Annotated in this window: 19 protein-coding genes; 18 read left to right on the top strand and 1 reads right to left on the bottom strand. The window is 67.7% G+C overall.

The window, feature by feature from the left end; all coding sequences use genetic code 11:
• The first annotated feature begins 87 nt into the window (after positions 1–87).
• From rho to C8K38_RS22820, 17 genes are all read left to right on the top strand, one after another.
• Positions 88–2178: a transcription termination factor Rho gene (gene rho, locus C8K38_RS22900; RefSeq protein ID WP_097213688.1), complete on the top strand. Its 2091-nt coding sequence runs from the start codon at positions 88–90 to the stop codon at positions 2176–2178.
• Between the two features lie 235 nt (positions 2179–2413).
• On the top strand, positions 2414–2647 hold the full coding sequence (gene rpmE, locus C8K38_RS22895; protein ID WP_027503018.1) for a 50S ribosomal protein L31: 234 nt from the start codon (positions 2414–2416) through the stop codon (positions 2645–2647).
• A gap of 149 nt (positions 2648–2796) precedes the next feature.
• Positions 2797–3876, top strand: a complete 1080-nt coding sequence (gene prfA / locus C8K38_RS22890) for a peptide chain release factor 1 (RefSeq protein WP_077042248.1) — start codon at positions 2797–2799, stop codon at positions 3874–3876.
• Positions 3877–3936: 60 nt separating this feature from the next.
• Positions 3937–4836 (top strand): peptide chain release factor N(5)-glutamine methyltransferase, encoded by a 900-nt coding sequence (prmC, locus tag C8K38_RS22885; RefSeq protein ID WP_097213687.1) that lies wholly within the window; start codon positions 3937–3939, stop codon positions 4834–4836.
• A 105-nt stretch (positions 4837–4941) separates the two neighbouring features.
• Positions 4942–5610 carry an L-threonylcarbamoyladenylate synthase gene (locus C8K38_RS22880; RefSeq protein WP_097213686.1) on the top strand — a complete coding sequence of 223 codons (669 nt, stop codon included), beginning with the start codon at positions 4942–4944 and terminating at the stop codon, positions 5608–5610.
• Complete coding sequence (glyA, locus tag C8K38_RS22875) at positions 5607–6959, top strand: serine hydroxymethyltransferase (protein WP_097213685.1); 1353 nt, start codon at positions 5607–5609, stop codon at positions 6957–6959. Before C8K38_RS22880 ends, glyA begins: the two co-directional genes overlap by 4 nt.
• Positions 6946–8166 carry a glycosyltransferase family 4 protein gene (locus tag C8K38_RS22870; RefSeq protein WP_097213684.1) on the top strand — a complete coding sequence of 407 codons (1221 nt, stop codon included), beginning with the start codon at positions 6946–6948 and terminating at the stop codon, positions 8164–8166. Before glyA ends, C8K38_RS22870 begins: the two co-directional genes overlap by 14 nt.
• Positions 8167–8185: 19 nt before the next feature.
• On the top strand, positions 8186–8674 hold the full coding sequence (locus C8K38_RS22865; RefSeq protein WP_097213683.1) for a hypothetical protein: 489 nt from the start codon (positions 8186–8188) through the stop codon (positions 8672–8674).
• A gap of 413 nt (positions 8675–9087) precedes the next feature.
• A complete protein-coding gene (atpB, locus tag C8K38_RS22860; RefSeq protein ID WP_097213682.1) occupies positions 9088–9813 on the top strand; it encodes a F0F1 ATP synthase subunit A in 726 nt (241 codons plus the stop codon).
• Between the two features lie 70 nt (positions 9814–9883).
• Entirely contained in the window at positions 9884–10132 is a 249-nt protein-coding gene (locus tag C8K38_RS22855) for an ATP synthase F0 subunit C (RefSeq protein ID WP_027503025.1), read from the top strand.
• 7 nt (positions 10133–10139) lie between these two features.
• Positions 10140–10700 (top strand): F0F1 ATP synthase subunit B, encoded by a 561-nt coding sequence (locus tag C8K38_RS22850; RefSeq protein WP_097213681.1) that lies wholly within the window; start codon positions 10140–10142, stop codon positions 10698–10700.
• Positions 10701–10705: 5 nt separating this feature from the next.
• On the top strand, positions 10706–11530 hold the full coding sequence (locus C8K38_RS22845; protein ID WP_097213769.1) for a F0F1 ATP synthase subunit delta: 825 nt from the start codon (positions 10706–10708) through the stop codon (positions 11528–11530).
• A 67-nt stretch (positions 11531–11597) separates the two neighbouring features.
• Complete coding sequence (atpA, locus tag C8K38_RS22840) at positions 11598–13241, top strand: F0F1 ATP synthase subunit alpha (RefSeq protein ID WP_097213680.1); 1644 nt, start codon at positions 11598–11600, stop codon at positions 13239–13241.
• 49 nt (positions 13242–13290) lie between these two features.
• The gene (locus C8K38_RS22835; RefSeq protein WP_077042242.1) at positions 13291–14262 is read left to right on the top strand and encodes a F0F1 ATP synthase subunit gamma; all 972 of its coding nucleotides are present in this window, start codon (positions 13291–13293) and stop codon (positions 14260–14262) included.
• A 4-nt stretch (positions 14263–14266) separates the two neighbouring features.
• Positions 14267–15715: a F0F1 ATP synthase subunit beta gene (gene atpD / locus C8K38_RS22830; protein ID WP_072753560.1), complete on the top strand. Its 1449-nt coding sequence runs from the start codon at positions 14267–14269 to the stop codon at positions 15713–15715.
• A gap of 6 nt (positions 15716–15721) precedes the next feature.
• Entirely contained in the window at positions 15722–16090 is a 369-nt protein-coding gene (locus C8K38_RS22825) for a F0F1 ATP synthase subunit epsilon (protein ID WP_027503031.1), read from the top strand.
• Between the two features lie 52 nt (positions 16091–16142).
• Positions 16143–16565, top strand: a complete 423-nt coding sequence (locus tag C8K38_RS22820; RefSeq protein WP_257017750.1) for a DUF2550 domain-containing protein — start codon at positions 16143–16145, stop codon at positions 16563–16565.
• A 46-nt stretch (positions 16566–16611) separates the two neighbouring features.
• Here the strand turns inward: C8K38_RS22820 and C8K38_RS22815 are convergent, their stop codons facing one another.
• Positions 16612–17205 (bottom strand): cob(I)yrinic acid a,c-diamide adenosyltransferase, encoded by a 594-nt coding sequence (locus C8K38_RS22815; protein WP_097213768.1) that lies wholly within the window; start codon positions 17203–17205, stop codon positions 16612–16614.
• A gap of 82 nt (positions 17206–17287) precedes the next feature.
• On the opposite strand from C8K38_RS22815, the gene murA reads away from it, so the two are divergent.
• Positions 17288–18559, top strand: a complete 1272-nt coding sequence (gene murA / locus C8K38_RS22810; protein ID WP_097213678.1) for a UDP-N-acetylglucosamine 1-carboxyvinyltransferase — start codon at positions 17288–17290, stop codon at positions 18557–18559.
• The last annotated feature ends 456 nt before the right edge of the window (positions 18560–19015 follow it).

The following is a 19015-nucleotide window of genomic DNA, read 5'->3' as shown; positions in this document are numbered from 1 at the left end:
CCGGCATAACCGAGTTCAGCGAGTGAGCTGAGCTTCGGGACGAACCCTCGACACGCGCCGCGCGAGCGAGGGAAGGAAAGGATCTCCGTGACCGATACGGACCTGATCGCCACACCTGCTCTCGATACCCCGGTTGACTCCGCGGCGAGCCAGGCCGGCGGCACTGCACGAACTTCAGAAGCCACCGGCGACGCGGTGGCAGCCTCCACCAAGCGCGCCGAGGCCCGGCGCGGTGCCGGCCTGTCCGGCATGGTGCTGGCCGAGCTGCGCGGACTCGCGACCGAGCTCGGCATCAAGGGAACGTCCGGCCTGCGCAAGGGTGACCTGATCGCGGCCATCAAGGAGCGTCAGGGCGGTGGCGCCGCCACCAAGTCGGCGCCCAAGACGGCTCCCGTCGAGGCCGCGGCGAGCGAGGTCACGGCCGCGCCGCAGCGGGTCGCCGAGAATGCCCCCGCCGCCGAGTCGGCCGCCACCACCACCGAGCGTCCGGCAGCGCAGCCCGCCGAGTCCGCCGAGGGCGAGCAGGGTGGCCGCCGAAACCGGCAGCGCCGCGGGTCGTCTCGCCAGGCCGGCTCGCCCGAGCAGGGCGAGTCGACGGCATCGACGGCCCCCGCGACCGAACAGGGCGGCGATCGCCAGCCCCGTCAGGACCAGGGCGGCGAGCGCAACCGTCGCGACCGCAACCAGGGCGAGCGTGGCCAGGGTGAGCGCAACCAGGGTGAGCGTGGCCAGGGCGACCGCAACCAGGGCGAGCGTGGCCAGGGTGAACGTAACCAGGGTGAACGTAACCAGGGTGAGCGTGGCCAGGGTGAGCGCAACCAGGGTGAACGTAGCCAGGGCGACCGCAACCAGGGCGGCAACGGCCCCCGTGGCGAGGGTCGCAATGACAACCGCGGCGGCGAGGACGAGGACGGCCGGGGTCGGCGGGGACGCCGGTTCCGTGAGCGTCGTCGTGGACGCGACCGCGGTGAGGGCGGCGGCGCAGGTGTGGACCGCGACATGGAGATCCGCGAGGACGACGTCCTGCAGCCGGTCGCAGGCATCCTCGACGTGCTCGACAACTACGCCTTCGTGCGGACCTCCGGCTACCTCGCGGGCCCGAACGACGTGTACGTCTCGATGAACCTGATTCGCAAGAACGGGCTCCGTCGCGGCGACGCCATCACCGGTGCCGTCCGCGTCGCCCGTGAGGGCGAGGGCGGCGGCGGAAGCAGCCAGCGTCAGAAGTTCAACCCGCTGGTCCGCCTGGACACCGTCAACGGCGGCGACGTCGAGGCGGCCAAGCGGCGGCCCGAGTTCGGCAAGCTGACGCCGCTCTACCCGAACCAGCGTCTGCGTCTCGAGACCACGCCGAACATCCTCACCACCCGTGTCATCGACCTGGTGATGCCGATCGGTAAGGGCCAGCGCGCCCTCATCGTCAGCCCGCCGAAGGCCGGTAAGACCAGCGTGCTGCAGGCGATCGCGAACGCCATCGCCACGAACAACCCCGAGTGCTACCTGATGGTCGTCCTGGTCGACGAGCGTCCGGAAGAGGTCACCGACATGCAGCGTTCGGTGAAGGGTGAGGTCATCGCCTCCACCTTCGACCGGCCGCCGTCAGACCACACCTCGGTGGCCGAGCTCGCCATCGAGCGGGCCAAGCGCCTCGTCGAGGAGGGCAAGGACGTCGTCGTGCTGCTCGACTCGATCACCCGACTCGGCCGCGCGTACAACAACTCGTCGCCCGCCTCGGGACGAATCCTGTCCGGTGGTGTCGACTCGACCGCGCTGTACCCGCCGAAGCGGTTCCTCGGCGCGGCCCGCAACATCGAGAACGGCGGCTCGCTCACGATCATCGCCACCGCGATGGTCGAGACCGGCTCCACCGGTGACACCGTGATCTTCGAGGAGTTCAAGGGCACCGGCAACGCCGAGCTCAAGCTCGATCGCAAGATCGCCGAGCGTCGGGTCTTCCCGGCGGTCGACGTCAACCCGTCCGGCACCCGTAAGGACGAGCTGCTGCTCAACCCGGACGAGGCCGCGGTGCTGCACAAGCTGCGCCGGGTGCTCTCCGGCCTTGACTCGCACCAGGCGATCGATCTGCTGATCGACCGGCTCAAGAAGAGCAAGAACAACCTCGAGTTCCTGATGCAGGTCTCCAAGACCGCGCCGGGAGCGATGGGCGACGACGACTAGTAGTCGCGTGCGACGAGGCAGGCCCAGGAAACCGCACGGTTTCCGGGGCCTGCCTCGTTGTCGGCGCCGGTCGGGAACAGATCGCGGCACCTGGTCGTTAGGACTTGATGCACGCGTTCTGGCAGAATGAACGATCGCGCCCGTGGCACTCGCCGCGTGCGAGTACAACAATGTCCGGTTCCGGTTCACGGCTTCGATTGGCGAAGGCGACCCGGCGACCACCGAAAGGGACACCATGAAGGCAGGAATCCACCCCAACTACGTGGCGACCACCGTCGTCTGCGGTTGCGGTAACACGTTCGAGACCCACAGCACCAAGGAGTCCGGACGCATCAACGTCGAGGTCTGCTCGCAGTGCCACCCGTTCTACACCGGCAAGCAGAAGATCCTCGACACCGGTGGACGCGTCGCGCGCTTCGAGGCTCGCTACGGCAAGCGCGCCGGCAAGAAGGCCGACGCCGACAGCTAGCTGTCCCGCCGACGCCCGTCCTGTGTTCCATTGCAGGCCGGGCGTCGGTTTTTTTGTACCCGTGGTGCGCGCGCCGGACCCGGCGCCAACATCCACCCATTGCACTGCCCGGCATCCCCTCGGGGGTGTCGACAACCGAGGAGCGAACCATGGCGGGGACCACCCAGCCGTCGGCGATCGATGACATCCTGGCCGAGCACGCAGGTCTCGAGCTGCAGCTGTCCGACCCGTCCCTGCACAACGACCCCTCGGCCGCCCGCCGGGTCGGCAAGCGGTTCGCCGAGCTCGCTCCCATCATGGCCACGCACACCAAGCTGCAGGCCGCGCGCGAGGACCTGGAGGCCGCTCGCGAGCTGGCCGCCGACGACTCGAGCTTCGCCGCCGAGGTGCCCGAGCTGGAGGCCAAGGTGGCCGAGCTCGACGTCGCACTCACCGACCTGCTCGCGCCGAGGGACCCGCACGACGGCGACGACGTGGTGCTCGAGGTGAAGTCCGGCGAGGGCGGCGAGGAGTCCGCGCTGTTCGCCGCGGACCTGGCCCGGATGTACCTGCGCTACGCCGAGCGGCACGGCTGGCGGGTCGAGGTCCTCGACGCGAACATCTCCGATCTCGGCGGCTACAAGGACGCGACCCTGTCGATCAAGTCGAAGGGCGACACCCGCGACGGTGTCTGGGCCCGGCTGAAGTTCGAGGGTGGCGTGCACCGCGTCCAACGGGTGCCCGTGACCGAGTCCCAGGGCCGGGTGCACACCTCCGCGGCGGGCGTACTGATCTACCCGGAGCCCGAAGAGGTCGAGGAGGTGCAGATCGACGAGACCGATCTGCGCATCGACGTCTACCGCTCGTCCGGCAAGGGTGGCCAGGGCGTCAACACCACCGACTCCGCGGTCCGGATCACCCACCTGCCCACCGGCATCGTCGTGACGTGCCAGAACGAGCGCTCGCAGCTGCAGAACAAGGCGCGCGCGATGCAGGTGCTCGCGGCCAGGCTGCAGGCGGCTGCCGAGGAGGCGGCCGCGGACGAGGCCTCGGCCGGACGCCAGAGCCAGGTGCGCACCGTTGACCGCTCCGAGCGCATCCGTACCTACAACTACCCGGAGAACCGGATCACCGATCACCGGATCGGGTTCAAGGCGCACAACCTCGACGCCGTGCTCGACGGCGATCTGGATGCGCTGCTGGACGCGCTCGGCAAGTCGGACCGGGAGGCCCGGCTCGCCGTCGAGTAGCCACGTGGCCACGGTCGGGTAATGCGGGGTTCCGGCGGCGGCCCATGGCAGGCTGGACGGGTGAGTCGTCAACCCCTCCGCCTCGCGATCCTCGAGGCCACCACGCTGCTCGAGGAGGCGGGCGTACACAGTCCCCGCACGGATGCAGAACTGCTCGCCGCGCACGTCGTGGGGGTGGAACGGACCAGGCTCGGCCTGGTGCCGCTCGTCGACCCCGAGGTGATCGAGCGGTACCGCGCGCTGGTAGCCCGGCGCGCCGAGCGGGTTCCGTTGCAGTACCTCACCGGTGTGTCGTCGATGGGCGACATCGACCTGCAGGTCGGTCCGGGGGTTTTCGTGCCAAGGCCGGAGACCGAGCTGTTGTTCGCGTGGGCCCTTGCCTTCCTGGAGGGGCATCCCGCGCATCCGCCGGTGATCCTCGATCTGTGCACGGGTACAGGGGCGCTGGCGCTGGCGCTGGCGAACGCCCGCCCGGACGCGATCGTGCACGCGGTGGAACTGGATCCCGCGGCGCTGGCCTGGACCCGCCGCAATGCCGAGGCCAGGGCGAACGAGGGCGACACCCCGATCACGCTGCACCAGGGCGATGTCACCGACCGGTCGTTGCTCACCGAGCTCGAGGGCAAGGTCGACATCGTGGTGTCGAATCCGCCGTACATCCCCGAGGGTGCCGAGCTCGATACCGAGGTCGCGGATTTCGACCCGCACCTGGCGCTGTTCGGCGGGCCGGACGGGCTGTCGGTGATCACCCCGATGGTCTCCAACATCGCGCGCTGGCTGAAGATCGGCGGTGCCATGGCCATCGAGCACGACGACACCAACGGCGGCCAGGTGGCGGCCCTGCTGCGCGAGCGTCGGGTGTTCGGCGAGGTCGCCGAGCATCCGGACCTGGCGGGCAAGCCCCGCTTCGTGGTCGCCCGCCGGGTCGCAACGGACGCCGAGGCGGCCCGCGGGCACTGAGCAGGTGCGTGGAGCTCTGCGGAACGACCAGTGTCTGCGTGCGTGGAGCCTGCGGAAGGGCCAGGCGTGTCTGCGACGGATCGACGCGGATGGAAGGATGGGGGAGTGAGCATCGTCTACGACTGCCGGAACACCGATTCGCGCGAGGCGGGCATCGCTGCCGCGACGAACTCGCTCAAGGCCGGGCGCCTGGTCGTCGTGCCGACCGACACCCTCTACGGACTCGCGGCCAACGCCTTCGACGGCGAGGCCGTCACCGCGTTGCTGCGCGCCAAGGGCCGCGGACGGGACATGCCCGTGCCGGTGCTCGTCGGCTCGTGGAACACCATCGACGGACTCGTCTTCACGGTGCGGCCGCAGGCGCGTGAGCTGATCCGCGCCTTCTGGCCCGGTGGGCTGAGTCTCGTTGTGCAGCAAGCTCCCTCGTTGGCGTGGGACCTGGGCGACACCAGGGGGACGGTGATGCTGCGGATGCCGCTGCACCCGGTGGCCCTCGAATTGCTGCGGGAGGTGGGACCCCTCGCGGTGTCGAGCGCGAACATCTCCGGGCATGCACCCGCCTCCACCGTCGAGCAGGCCCGCGATCAGCTCGGCGGCGCCGCATCGGTGTACCTGGACGGTGGTCCCGCCCAGCACGCTGTCGCCTCGACGATCGTGGACCTGACGGCCGACGAGCCGCGGATCCTGCGTGAGGGGGCTGTCGCGGCCGCGGACATCGCGGAGGTGCTCGGCGTGACCATCGAGAGCCTGCTGCCGGGACGGGTACCGGAGTGAGCGAGGCGGGTTCCCCGCGGCAGGCCCACGCCGATCAGGCGTTCTGGGGCCCGGACTTCTCCGAGCTCGAACGGACCGACCCGGAGATCGCCGAGATCACCCTCGCCGAGCTGGACCGGCTGCGCGGCGGGTTGCAGCTGATCGCCAGCGAGAACCTGACCAGCCCCGCGGTGCTGGCGGCGCTGGGGTCGACGCTGAGCAACAAGTACGCAGAGGGGTACCCGGGTCACCGGTACTACGGTGGCTGCGCCGAGGTCGACCGTGCCGAGAGCCTGGCGATCGAGCGGGCCAAGACGCTGTTCGGGGCCGAACACGCCAACGTGCAGCCGCATTCGGGGGCCAACGCCAACCTCGCGGTGTACGCCGCGTTCGCGAAGCCCGGCGACCCGGTGCTGGCGATGAGCCTGCCGCACGGCGGTCATCTCACCCATGGGTCCAAGGTGAGCTTCTCGGGCAAGTGGTTCACCCCGATCCCGTATCACGTTGACAAGTCGACCGAGCTCATCGACTACGACGAGGTCCGTGACCTCGCTCTGACCCATCGGCCGCGGATCATCGTCGCGGGCGCGACCGCGTATCCGCGACTGATCGACTTCGCGAAGTTCCGTCAGATCGCCGACGAGGTGGGCGCCATCCTGTGGGTCGACGCCGCGCATTTCATCGGGCTGGTGGCAGGCGGGGCGATCCCGTCGCCGGTGCCGTACGCCGATGTCGTCTCCGCGACCACGCACAAGGTGCTGCGCGGGCCGCGCGGCGGCCTGCTGCTGTGCCGGGCCGAGCACGCCAAGGCCGTCGACAAGGCGGTCTTCCCCTTCAGCCAGGGCGGCCCGCTCATGCACTCGATCGCGGCCAAGGCCGTCGCGCTGAAGGAAGCGGCCACCGACGACTACCGAGCCTACGCAGCGAGCGTGGTCGACAACGCAGCTGCGATGACCAAGGCACTCGAGTCGGGCGGCATGCGCGCGGTGTCCGGCGGCACCGACACCCACCTGGCGCTGCTCGACCTGCGCGAGCTCGGGGTGACCGGGGCCGAGGCCGAGCGGCGATGCGATGCGGCCCGAATCACGTTGAACAAGAACGCGATCCCGTTCGATCCGGCGCCGCCGATGGTGGCGTCCGGGATCCGGGTCGGATCCGCGGCGGTCACCACGCAGGGTTTCGACACCGACGACTGCGCGGCGGTCGGTGCGCTGATCGCCAGGGCGGTGCGGGCCGAGGACGGCACCACCGCGGGCGACGCGGAGCTGGCCGATGTGGCGCGCGAGGTCTCGGAGTTGGTGGCGCGCAAGCCGGCCTATCCCCGGCCGGCGACGCAGACGAGTGCAGCGGCAGGGGATGGCGCGCGGTGACGGTAGCCTCTTCGACGTGATCGCCGCCCATTCAGAATTGCTCGCTCAGTCGGGCCGGGGGGCCGGGGTCCCGATCAGGGAACTGCTGCTGGTGCTCTTCACCGCGGCGGTCATCACGTTCCTGGCGACCGGGGCCGTCCGGTTGTTCGCCCTCAAGTTCGGCGCCGTCGCCGTCCCACGCGACCGCGACGTGCACGTCACGCCCACGCCTCGGCTCGGCGGCGTCGGCATGTACGTCGGATTCGTCGCCGCCCTGCTGTTTGCCCAGCAACTACCCGCGCTGGCCAGGGGATTCGACTACAACACCAAGGACATCCCGGCGGCGCTCGTCTCCGGCGGCGTCATCGTGCTGGTCGGGATCATCGACGACCGGTGGGGACTGGACGCGCTCACGAAGTTCGTCGGCCAGGTCACCGCGGCGGGCGTGCTGGTGGTGATGGGGGTCAGCTGGTTCGTGCTGTACCTGCCCTTCAATGGCACCACCCTGGTCCTGGACCAGTTGCAGTCGGGCCTGGTGACGGTGCTGATCGCGGTCGTGATGATCAATGCCATGAACTTCGTCGACGGGCTCGACGGGCTCGCGGCAGGCCTCGGCCTGATCGCCGCGCTGGCGATCTGTGTGTTCTCGGTCGGCCTGCTGCACGAGCAGGGCGGTGACGTGAGTGCGTATCCACCCGCGATGCTGGCCGCCGCCCTGGCGGGCGCGTGCCTGGGCTTCCTGCCGCACAACTTCCAGCCGGCCCGCATCTTCATGGGGGACTCGGGGTCGATGTTGATCGGCCTGATGCTGGCGGCGATCTCGACGAGCGCCTCCGGCCGGATCCCGCTCAGCGCCTATGGCACAAGGGACATCCTCGGTCTGCTCTCGCCGCTCCTGCTGGTGGGCGCGGTGATGTTCATCCCGATCCTCGACCTGCTGCTCGCGGTGGTCCGCCGGACCAGGGCCGGGCGCAGCCCCTTCAGCCCCGACAAGATGCACCTGCACCACCGCCTGCTGCAGATCGGACATTCGCACCGGCGTGTGGTCCTGTTGATCTACTTGTGGGTCGGAGTGCTCGCATTCGGCGCAGTCGGCTCGGCCCTGCTCGACCGGCGGATCGTCGTCCTGCTGGTGGCGGGTGGCCTGGTGTTTGCGCTGGTGGTCACCGCCGTGCCGTCGCTGCGCCTGAAGCAGGTCCCCGGTCGCGATCGGGCCGACAGTTCGTAGCCCGCTAGGCTGGCGGACCGTGACCTTCTCTCCGGAACCCGTGCCCGACCAGTCCGCTCCGCTGCGTGCAGCGGTTCGCTATGGCGTAATCGGCCTGATCGCGCTCGCGGTGATCGGCTCGATCATCGCCTTCGTCGCGGCAGGCCTGCCCGGACTGTGGGGTGCATTGATCGGCGTCGCCGTCGGCGGCGGCTTCATCCTGTGCACCGCGCTGGCGGTGCTGTTCACGGAGAAGCTCCCGCCCGCCACCTCGGGTGCGGTGCTGCTCGGCAGCTGGCTGCTCAAGATGATCCTCGCGATCCTGGTCCTTGGCGTGCTCAAGGGCATGGACTTCTACAGCAAGCAGGCGCTGGTCATCGTCATGGTGCTGGCCCTGATCATCGTGCTCGGCGCCGAGACCTACGGGCTGCTCAAGGTGAAGGTGCCCTATGTCACTCCCACACAGTCGGACGCCGCTCCCACACAGCAGGACGGCCCCTCCGGTGAGCCTGAATCCGACGAAAAGTAGTACGACGACCTGTCGTAATCGGTCAAGCAGGACCCCCATCTACACAACGTCGTAGTTGTATTGGTAGGGTCAGGGCCAAGCGAGAGCCGAAACTACGCGAAACACACATTTCGCCGGGTCAGGCATCCTCGCAGGTGACCACGATCGCCACTTCCGCGTGTTCGGAAATGGCTGGTCGGGGACCACCGAGTCGACGACAGTCCGCCGACACCGACAGACGCGGGGCCGAGAGTATCGGCCACAGCAGCTGACGAATACGCGAGCCGACCTTGTCGACTTGTTAGATCGTCAATGTCCGATCGAACCGCAGGCGATGCCGCCTGCGGCCACGACTACGGGAGAGACCGCTGAGCGTCACCACCCTGGCCGCGGAGTTCCATCCGCCGTCACTTGCAGACTTCTTCCCTCCCGCCGTGCTGTTCGAGGGCACGCCCTTCGAGCTCGACCGGCTGATGCTGATCCGCATCCTGATGACGGTGGTGCTCCTCGCGTTCTTCGCGATCGCGATGCGCAGCCCGAAGCTGGTGCCACGCGGCGCGCAGAACGTCGCCGAGATGGGCCTCGGGTTCGTCAAGAACCAGATCACCGATGAGGTGCTCGGCAAGGAGCAGGGCAAGCGCTTCCTGCCGGTCATCGCCACGATCTTCTTCGCGGTGCTGTTCCTGAACGCGTCCGGGATCATCCCGTTCCTGAACATCTCCTCGAACGCCCGAATCGGGATGCCGATCGTGCTGGCCGCCCTCGCGTACATCACGTTCAACTACGTCGGCATCAAGAAGTACGGCTTCTTCAAGTACGTGAAGAGCAGCATCGTCGTCCCCGGCGTGCCGGTCGCGCTGCACGTGCTGCTGATCCCGATCGAGTTCGTGTCGACGTTCATCCTCCGGCCGTTCACGCTGACCGTCCGTCTCATGGCCAACATGCTGGCCGGCCACATCATGCTGGTGCTGTTCTTCAGCGCCACCCAGTTCTTCTTCTTCGAGGCCGCGGCCGGAATGAAGATCTTCGGTGTGTTCTCCCTGGCAGCAGGTTTCGGGTTCACCCTCTTCGAGATGCTGGTGATCTTCCTGCAGGCGTACGTCTTCGCCCTGCTGACCGCCGTGTACATCGACCTCGCGCTGCACGCCGACTCGCACTGACCGCACTACACACAAACTGACCCATCCGCCGAATCCCGGTGGTGGGCAACGGAAAGGGAACGGAAACCAAATGAGCCTCGCGTACCTGGCACAGGAAGCCGTTGAGCAGACGACCACCGGCAAGGGCTACGGCGCCATCGGCTACGGCCTCGCGGCCATCGGCCCCGGCATCGGCGTGGGCATCGTGGTCGGTAAGGCCATCGAGGGCATCGCGCGTCAGCCCGAGCTCGCCGGCCAGATCCGTACGAACATGTTCCTCGGTATCGCATTCACCGAGGCCCTCGCGCTGATCGGCCTTGTCGCCGGCTTCATTTTCTGATCTCGCCATGTCAACCATTGCATTGATCGCGGCCGAGGAGGGCGAGGTTATCAATCCTCTCGTCCCCGAGACCTACGACATCGTGTGGTCGGCGGTCTGCATCGCGGTTATCGGCTTCTTCTTCTGGAAGTACATCCTTCCGAAGTTCCAGCAGGTGCTGGCGGACCGTACCGAGCAGATCGAGGGCGGCATCCAGCGCGCCGAGGATGCTCAGGCCGAGGCCAAGGAGACGCTGGAGCAGTACCGCGCCCAGCTCGCCGAGGCGCGGACCGAGGCCGCGGCCATCCGTGAGGATGCCCGCACCCAGGGCCAGCAGATCATCGCCGAGATGAAGGTCCAGGCACAGCTGGAGAGCGACCGCATCGTGGCCGCAGGCAGCAGCCAGCTCGCAGCTCAGCGTCAGCAGATCGTCACCGAACTGCGCAGCGATCTGGGCAAGACCGCGGTCGATCTGGCCGAGAAGGTCATCGGCGAGTCTCTGGCCGACGAGGTCAAGCGGTCGGGTTCGATCGATCGTTTCCTCAGCGAACTGGACGCCGTCAGCGCTGACTCCGCAGCCGGAAAGTGAGCACCATGTACGCAGCAAGCCGTGAGGCGCTGACTCATACGAGGAGCGCCCTGGAATCAGCGTTGGCCGGAGTTTCGGCCGGCGCGGCGACTGCAGCTGCGGCACAGACCGGTGCCGAGCTGTTCACGGTGGTCGAGGTTCTCGACGGTCAGCGCACGCTTCGTTCCGCGCTGTCCGACCCCTCGGCCCCCGCGGCGGTTCGGCAGGCCTTGGCCGAGCAGGTGTTCTCGGCCAAGGTTTCGGCCGAGGCCCTCGCCACGCTGAAGGCGGCCGTGTCCCAGGACTGGTCGAGCTCGGCTGACCTGCGGAACTCGCTGGTGCTGCTCGGTCGGGAGTCGCTGCTCAAGGCGGCCGACGATCAGGGTCAGCTCGACACCGTCGAGGACGAGCTCTTCCGCCTCGGCCGCATCGTGGCGGGCGACTCGAGCCTCGAGCAGGCGCTGTCCGATCGCGCGACGCCCACCGCGGCGAAGCGCGAACTGCTGACCAAGCTGCTCTACGGCAAGGTCACCGCGATCACCGAGGCCCTGGCCACCCAGGCCGCAGGCCGGTTGCGGACCGCACCCGCGGATGCCTTCAACGAGCTGTCGGAACTGGCGGCGGCGCGACGCGACAAGGCGGTCGCACACGTGCGCAGCGCCTCGGCGTTGTCCGCCGAGCAGGAGGAGCGGCTCGCCGCGACCCTGACCCGCACCTACGGCAAGCCGGTCACCGTGCACGTGGAGGTCGACCCCGAGCTCCTGAGCGGCCTTGTCGTTCGCGTGGGCGACGAGGTCATCGACGGCAGTGCGGCGGGACGTCTCGCGTCTCTGCGCAAGACCTTCAAGTAGTCCCGGCGGCCGCGGCCGACCTCAAACTCCAGATATTCGAAGACCAGATACCGAGAGCAGGAAAAACATGGCGGAGCTGACGATCTCCTCCGATGAGATCCGTAGTGCGATTTCGAACTACACCGCGAGCTACTCCCCGGAGGCCTCCCGCGAGGAGGTCGGAACGGTGTCCGACACCAGTGACGGCATTGCGCACGTCACCGGCCTGCCTTCGGCGATGGCCAACGAGCTGCTGGAGTTCCCCGGCGGCGTGCTCGGTGTGGCACTGAACCTGGATGCCACCGAGATCGGTGCCGTCATCCTGGGTGATTACGAGCACCTCGCAGAGGGCCAGCAGGTCAAGCGGACCGGCGACGTGCTGTCCGTGCCGGTGGGCGACGCCTACCTGGGCCGCGTGGTGAACCCGCTCGGCCAGCCGATCGACGGCCTCGGCGAGATCGAGTGCACCGAGACCCGCGCCCTCGAGCTGCAGGCCGCCTCGGTCCTCGAGCGTCAGCCCGTCGAGGAGCCGCTGCAGACCGGCATCAAGGCCATCGACGCGATGACCCCGATCGGCCGTGGACAGCGCCAGCTGATCATTGGCGACCGCAAGACCGGCAAGACCGCGGTCTGTGTTGACGCCATCCTGAACCAGAAGGCGAACTGGGAGTCCGGCGACGACACGAAGCAGGTTCGCTGCATCTACGTCGCGATCGGCCAGAAGGGCTCCACCATCGCGGGCGTCAAGGCTGCCCTCGAGGAGCAGGGCGCGATGGAGTACACCACCATCGTCGCGGCCCCGGCCTCCGATTCGGCCGGCTTCAAGTGGCTCGCCCCGTACACCGGTTCGGCCATCGGCCAGCACTGGATGTACCAGGGCAAGCACGTCCTCATCGTGTTCGACGACCTGACCAAGCAGGCCGAGGCGTACCGCGCCATCTCGCTGCTGCTGCGTCGTCCGCCGGGCCGCGAGGCGTACCCCGGTGACGTCTTCTACCTGCACTCCCGCCTGCTGGAGCGCTCGGCCAAGCTCTCCGACGAGCTCGGCGGCGGTTCGCTGACCGCACTGCCGATCATCGAGACCAAGGCCAACGACGTCTCGGCCTACATCCCGACCAACGTCATCTCCATCACCGACGGTCAGGTGTTCCTGGAGTCGGACCTGTTCAACAAGGGCATCCGCCCCGCGATCAACGTGGGTATCTCGGTTTCCCGAGTCGGTGGCGCCGCGCAGACCAAGGGCATGAAGAAGGTCTCCGGTTCGCTCCGTCTCGAGCTGGCACAGTTCCGTGAGCTGGAGGCCTTCTCGGCGTTCGCCTCCGACCTGGACGACGCCTCCAAGGCCCAGCTCGAGCGTGGACAGCGTCTCGTCGAGCTGCTCAAGCAGGACCAGTACTCCCCGATCGCCGTCGAGGACCAGATCATCTCGATCTACCTGGCCGGCGAAGGCGTGTTCGACTCGGTGCCGGTCGGCGACGTCCGCCGCTTCGAGTCCGAGCTGCTCGAGGACCTGCACCGCAACGCGGGCTCGGTCTACGAGGCCATCAAGGGTGGCAAGGCCCTCGACGAGAACTCGATCGCCGACCTCAAGGCCGCGACCGACAAGTTCAAGGAAGGCTTCATCGCCTCCGACGGCAGCCGCGTGGTCAACGAGGCCGAGGCCTCGGCACTCGGCGCGAACGAGGTCAGCCAGGAGCAGGTTTCCGTCACTCGCAAGCACGTCAGCAAGTGAGCGTGACTGCCGTGTCGGAATCTCGTGGGAAGGGAGTGTGACTGAGTAGATGGCAAGCCTGCGCGAACTGCGCTCACGTATCAAGTCAGTCAACTCGACCAAGAAGATCACCAAGGCGCAGGAGCTGATCGCGACCTCCCGCATCACCAAGGCTCAGGCCAGGGTTGCGGCGTCGAAGCCCTACGCCGAGGAGATCACCAAGGTGCTCTCCGCGCTGGCGAGCGCCTCCGGGTCGCTCGACCACCCGCTGCTGAACGAGCGGCCGGAGCCCAAGCGGGCTGCCGTGCTGGTCGTCACCAGCGACCGCGGTATGTGCGGCGGCTACAACTCCAACGTCCTCAAGGAGGCGGAGGAGCTGATCCAGCTGCTGCGCTCCGAGGGCAAGGAGCCGGTGCTGTACGCGATGGGCGCAAAGGGCCTGACGTACTACACCTTCCGTGACCGCGATCTGAAGGGCGCCTGGACCGGGTTCTCTCAGCAGCCGGGTTACGCGGATGCCGCCAAGGCGAGCCGTCACCTGGTCGAGCTGTTCATGGCCGGGTCGGGCGCCGAGGTTGCCGCGTACAACGGCGAGGGCACGGTCGAGGGCGTTGACGAACTGCACATCGTCTACACCCGCTTCGTGTCGATGCTGACCCAGACGCCGGAGGTCCGGCGCATGGCTCCGCTCGAGGTCGAGTACAAGGACGAGAACTTCGAGCTCGGGGAGGACATGCTCTCCGATTCGAACGGTGCCAATCCGACGGCGCAGTACGACTTCGAGCCGGAGGCCGGGACGCTGCTCTCGGCGCTGCTGCCGAAGTACATCAGCACCCGGATCTACTCCTCGCTGCTCGATGCGGCGGCCTCGGAGTCGGCTTCACGTCGTACCGCCATGAAGGCGGCAACGGACAACGCAAACGAGCTGGTGAACACCCTGAGCCGCCAGGCCAACCAGGTGCGCCAGGCCCAGATCACCCAGGAAATCAGCGAGATCGTCGGTGGCGCTAATGCGCTCGCCTCGAGCGCAGGAAGTGACTAGACACATGACCGCAGCAGTAACCCAAACCAACGCGAACGGCTCGGGCACCACGTCCGGCCGGGTCGTGCGGGTCATCGGTCCCGTTGTGGACGTTGAGTTCCCGCGTGGCGCCGTTCCCGCCCTGTTCAACGCGCTGAACGCAGAGGTCACTCTGCCGACGGTCGCGAAGACGCTGACCCTCGAGGTGGCGCAGCACCTGGGCGACAACCTGGTGCGCACCATTTCGATGCAGCCGACCGACGGCCTGGTCCGCGGCGCGGCTGTCGTCGACTCCGGCAAGCCGATCTCGGTTCCCGTCGGTGACGTCGTCAAGGGCCACGTGTTCAACGCCCTCGGTGACTGCCTCGACACCCCGGGCCTCGGTCGCGACGGCGAGCAGTGGGGCATCCACCGCAAGCCCCCCGCCTTCGATCAGCTCGAGGGCAAGACCGAGATCCTCGAGACCGGCATCAAGGTCATCGACCTGCTCACCCCGTACGTCAAGGGCGGCAAGATCGGTCTGTTCGGTGGTGCCGGTGTCGGCAAGACCGTTCTGATCCAGGAGATGATCACCCGTATCGCCCGCGAGTTCTCCGGCACCTCGGTGTTCGCAGGCGTCGGTGAGCGCACCCGTGAGGGCACGGACCTCCACCTCGAGATGGCCGAGATGGGCGTTCTCCAGGACACCGCCCTTGTGTTCGGTCAGATGGACGAGCCGCCGGGAACGCGTATGCGCGTCGCCCTGTCGGCGCTGACCATGGCGGAGTACTTCCGCGATGTGCAGAACCAGGACGTGTTGCTCTTCATCGACAACATCTTCCGTTTCACGCAGGCCGGCTCCGAGGTCTCGACCCTGCTGGGTCGTATGCCCTCCGCCGTGGGTTACCAGCCGACGCTGGCGGACGAGATGGGTGAGCTCCAGGAGCGCATCACCTCGACCCGTGGCCGTTCGATCACCTCGCTGCAGGCGATCTACGTCCCCGCCGACGACTACACCGACCCGGCACCCGCGACCACCTTCGCGCACCTCGATGCGACCACCGAGCTCTCGCGTCCGATTTCGCAGATGGGTATCTACCCCGCTGTGGACCCGCTGACGTCGACCTCGCGCATCCTCGAGCCCGGCATCGTCGGTGCGGAGCACTTCCGCGTCGCGAACGAGGTCAAGCGGATCCTGCAGAAGTACAAGGAACTGCAGGACATCATCGCCATCCTCGGTATGGACGAGCTGCAGGAAGAGGACAAGATCCTCGTCGGCCGCGCGCGCCGTATCCAGAAGTTCCTCGGCCAGAACTTCATCGTGGCCGAGAAGTTCACGGGTGAGGCCGGTTCCGTGGTGCCGCTGCGCGACACCATCGAGGCGTTCGACCGCGTCTGCAAGGGCGAGTTCGATCACCTGCCCGAGCAGGCGTTCAACAGCTGCGGTGGACTCGACGACGTCGAGGCCGCTGCCAAGAAGATCGCCGGGAAGTAGTCGACAATGGCTGAGATGACTGTTGAGCTGGTTGCCGTCGAGCAGCGGCTGTGGTCGGGTTCGGCGACGCTCGTCAGCGCTCAGACCACCGAGGGCGAGATCGGCATCATGTACGGACATGAGCCGGTCCTCGGCCAGCTGATCGAGGCAGGCGTGGTCGCCATCACCACCGCCGACGGCGAGCGCGTCGTCGCCGCGGTGCACGGTGGCTTCCTCTCGGTGACGGGCACCACCGTCACGATCCTGGCGGAGTCCGCGGACTTCGCGGGCGACGTCGATGTCGAGGCCGCCAAGGCGGTCCTGGCGGAGACGACCGAGGATCTCGAGGCGATCGCGATCGCCAAGGGTCAGCTCCGCGCCGTCGAGCGCGCCTGACCGGTACCCCGATAGCCGCGACGAGCAAGGCCGACGAGCAGTGACAACCGGAGTGACAGTTCTTTTCGTTCTGGTTGTCCTGCTCGCGGCGCTCGTCGCGGCTTTCGTGTATCGGTTGGGGGTGCTGCGCCGCGGCGGCACGGCGGCGATCGTCCGGACCACTCCCGCGGGTGTCGGCCAGGGCTGGCGGCACGGTGTCATCCGGTACGGCGAGGAGGACCTCGTCTTCTACAAGCTCTCCAGCCTCCGGCCCGGGCCCGACTCGCGGATCAGCAGGCAGGGCATCGAGGTGGGTGATCGGCGCGGGCCGCGCGACACCGAGTTCGACATCATGACCGACGAGATCGTGATCCTGTCGGTTCAGGACGGCGATCACGGTTACGAGGTGGCCCTCGATTCCGGCGCCCTCACCGCGTTCCTGTCCTGGGTGGAATCGCGTCCATCGGGGCGCTCCATGCGGGGCCGTCCGGCCTGACCGAATACCTCCAGACCCCGGCTCATCGCCGGGGTCTTTTGTCGTTTCAATGCCCGTCCGCGGATTCGGTGCCGCCCGCGCCCGGCTTCCACAGCACGTCGCCGTCGGGGTTCGCCGCCCGGCTCAGGATGAACAGCAGGTCGGAGAGCCGGTTCAGGTACTTGGCCGGCAGCACACTGGTGTCCTCGGGGGAGGCGTCCACCGCCGCCCACGCGGATCGTTCGGCGCGGCGCACCACGGTCCTGGCCACGTGCAGCAGCGCCGCAAGGGCGGTGCCACCGGGCAGGATGAAGGAGTTCAGCGGCGCCAGCGGCTCGTTGTACTCATCGCACCAGCCCTCGAGCCGCTCGATGTAGCCGGCGGTGACCCGCAGCGGCGGGTACTTCGGATCCGCGACAACAGGGGTGGACAGGTCCGCGCCCGCGTCGAAGAGGTCGTTCTGGATCTGACGCAGCACCTCGACGAACTCGGGTCCCGGCTGCCCGAGCGAGAACGCCACCCCCAGGCTGGCGTTGGCCTCGTCGCAGTCCGCGTACGCGATCAGCCGAGGGTCGTTCTTCGACACCCGTGAGAAGTCGCTCAGACCGGTGGTCCCGTCGTCGCCGGTACGGGTGTAGATGCGGGTCAGGTGTACGGACATGACGTCACGGTACCGCTCGTGCAGATCCAATCGGGACCGCTCGCGGTCGGGACCCGGTCGCGGCTGACTAGGCTGTCGCACTGTGAGTGAACGCTTTCTTGTCACCGGCGGTAACAGGCTTACGGGTGAGGTCTCGGTGGGCGGCGCTAAGAACAGCGTCCTGAAGTTGATGGCGGCTGCCCTCCTGGCGGAGGGCACGACCACCATCACCAACTGCCCGGACATCCTCGACGTCCCGCTGATGGCGGAGGTATTGCGCGGGCTCGGCTGCGAGGTGGTGCTCGACGGTGACGAGGCGCGCATCACGACGCCTGCCGAGCCGAAGTACCACGCCGACTTCCCGGCAGTGACCCAGTTCCGAGCGTCGGTGTGTGTGCTCGGGCCCCTGGTCGCGAGGTGCAGGCGCGCCGTGGTCGCGCTCCCAGGAGGTGACGCGATCGGGTCGCGTCCACTGGACATGCACCAGTCCGGACTGGAACTGCTCGGCGCACGCAGCGAGATCCAGCACGGGTGCGTGGTGGCGGAGGCGGACGACCTGCACGGCGCCACCATCCGCCTGGCGTTCCCGTCGGTCGGTGCCACCGAGAACATCCTGATGGCCGCGGTGTTGGCCAAGGGCGAGACCGTCATCGACAACGCCGCCCGCGAACCCGAGATCGTGGACCTGTGCAACATGCTCAGGCGGATGGGCGCCCTGATCGAGGGTGCCGGTTCCACGACGCTGACCATTCGGGGCGTCAAGACCATGCAGCCGACCACCCATCGGGTGATCGGGGATCGGATCGTCGCGGCGACGTGGGGGATCGCGGCCGCGATGACCCGGGGCGAGGTGCGGGTGCGCGGAGTCAACCCGAAGCACCTCTCACTGGTGCTCGACAAGCTCCGCTCCGCGGGTTCGCAGGTCACGATGGAGGCGGACGGATTCCGGATCGTGCAGGAGGGCCGCCCCACCGCGGTGAACTACGCGACCCTGCCGTACCCGGGATTCCCGACCGACCTGCAGCCGATGGCGATCGGCCTGGCCGCCGTCGCGGATGGCACGTCGATGATCACCGAGAACGTCTTCGAAGCGCGCTTCCGGTTCGTCGAGGAGATGATCCGGCTCGGCGCCGATGCCCGCACCGACGGACATCACGCGGTGGTCCGCGGGATCCCGCAGCTCTCGAGCGCGCCGGTGTGGTCCTCGGACATCCGAGCCGGTGCCGGCCTGGTGCTGGCAGGCCTCGTGGCGGACGGCGTCACCGAGGTCCACGACGTCTTCCACATCGACCGTGGATACCCGCGATTCGTCGAGAACCTGACGGCTCTCGGCGGCGTGATCGAGCGGGTGCCTGCCCAGGCAGCGGCGGGCTGATCGAGCCGTCGTGTCCGGGGGAGCGGTGGGAGTGTCCGGCGTCACAATGATCGATTTCCCCCGAAATGCCGGTTCCGCCGCCCTGTCGAGCTCTCTGACCTGGCAACTTCTGAGTCGAACAGGCCGCGACATGGCGATTTGCCACAGCGTTCGCCGCCGCGTAACTTTTGTCGAGTCAGAGCGACACGGACACCGACCCGGCCGAGAGGCCAGGGACACGAGGTTGGACGAAGGCGCCAGACAATCCCAAAGCTTGCTTGATCACTCAGCCCGGTTTTGACCGGGAGGCTTCGATGAGCTAGGCTGGAACAGTTGCCCCGGAACGGCCGAGAATAACTCTTTCTGATGTTAGAGCTTGGCGGTGATGGTGTGTGCGTGTTCTTTGAGAACTCAACAGTGTGCCGATGAATGTCAGTGCCAATATTTTGGTACTCCACACTCACTCTTTCCAATTGG

The organism is Rhodococcus sp. OK611 (assembly GCF_003050885.1).
Taxonomy (GTDB): Bacteria; Actinomycetota; Actinomycetes; order Mycobacteriales; family Mycobacteriaceae; genus Rhodococcus_G; species Rhodococcus_G oryzae.
Note: the sequence above shows the minus strand (reverse complement) of the source record. Positions and strands in the feature narration are given on the sequence as shown.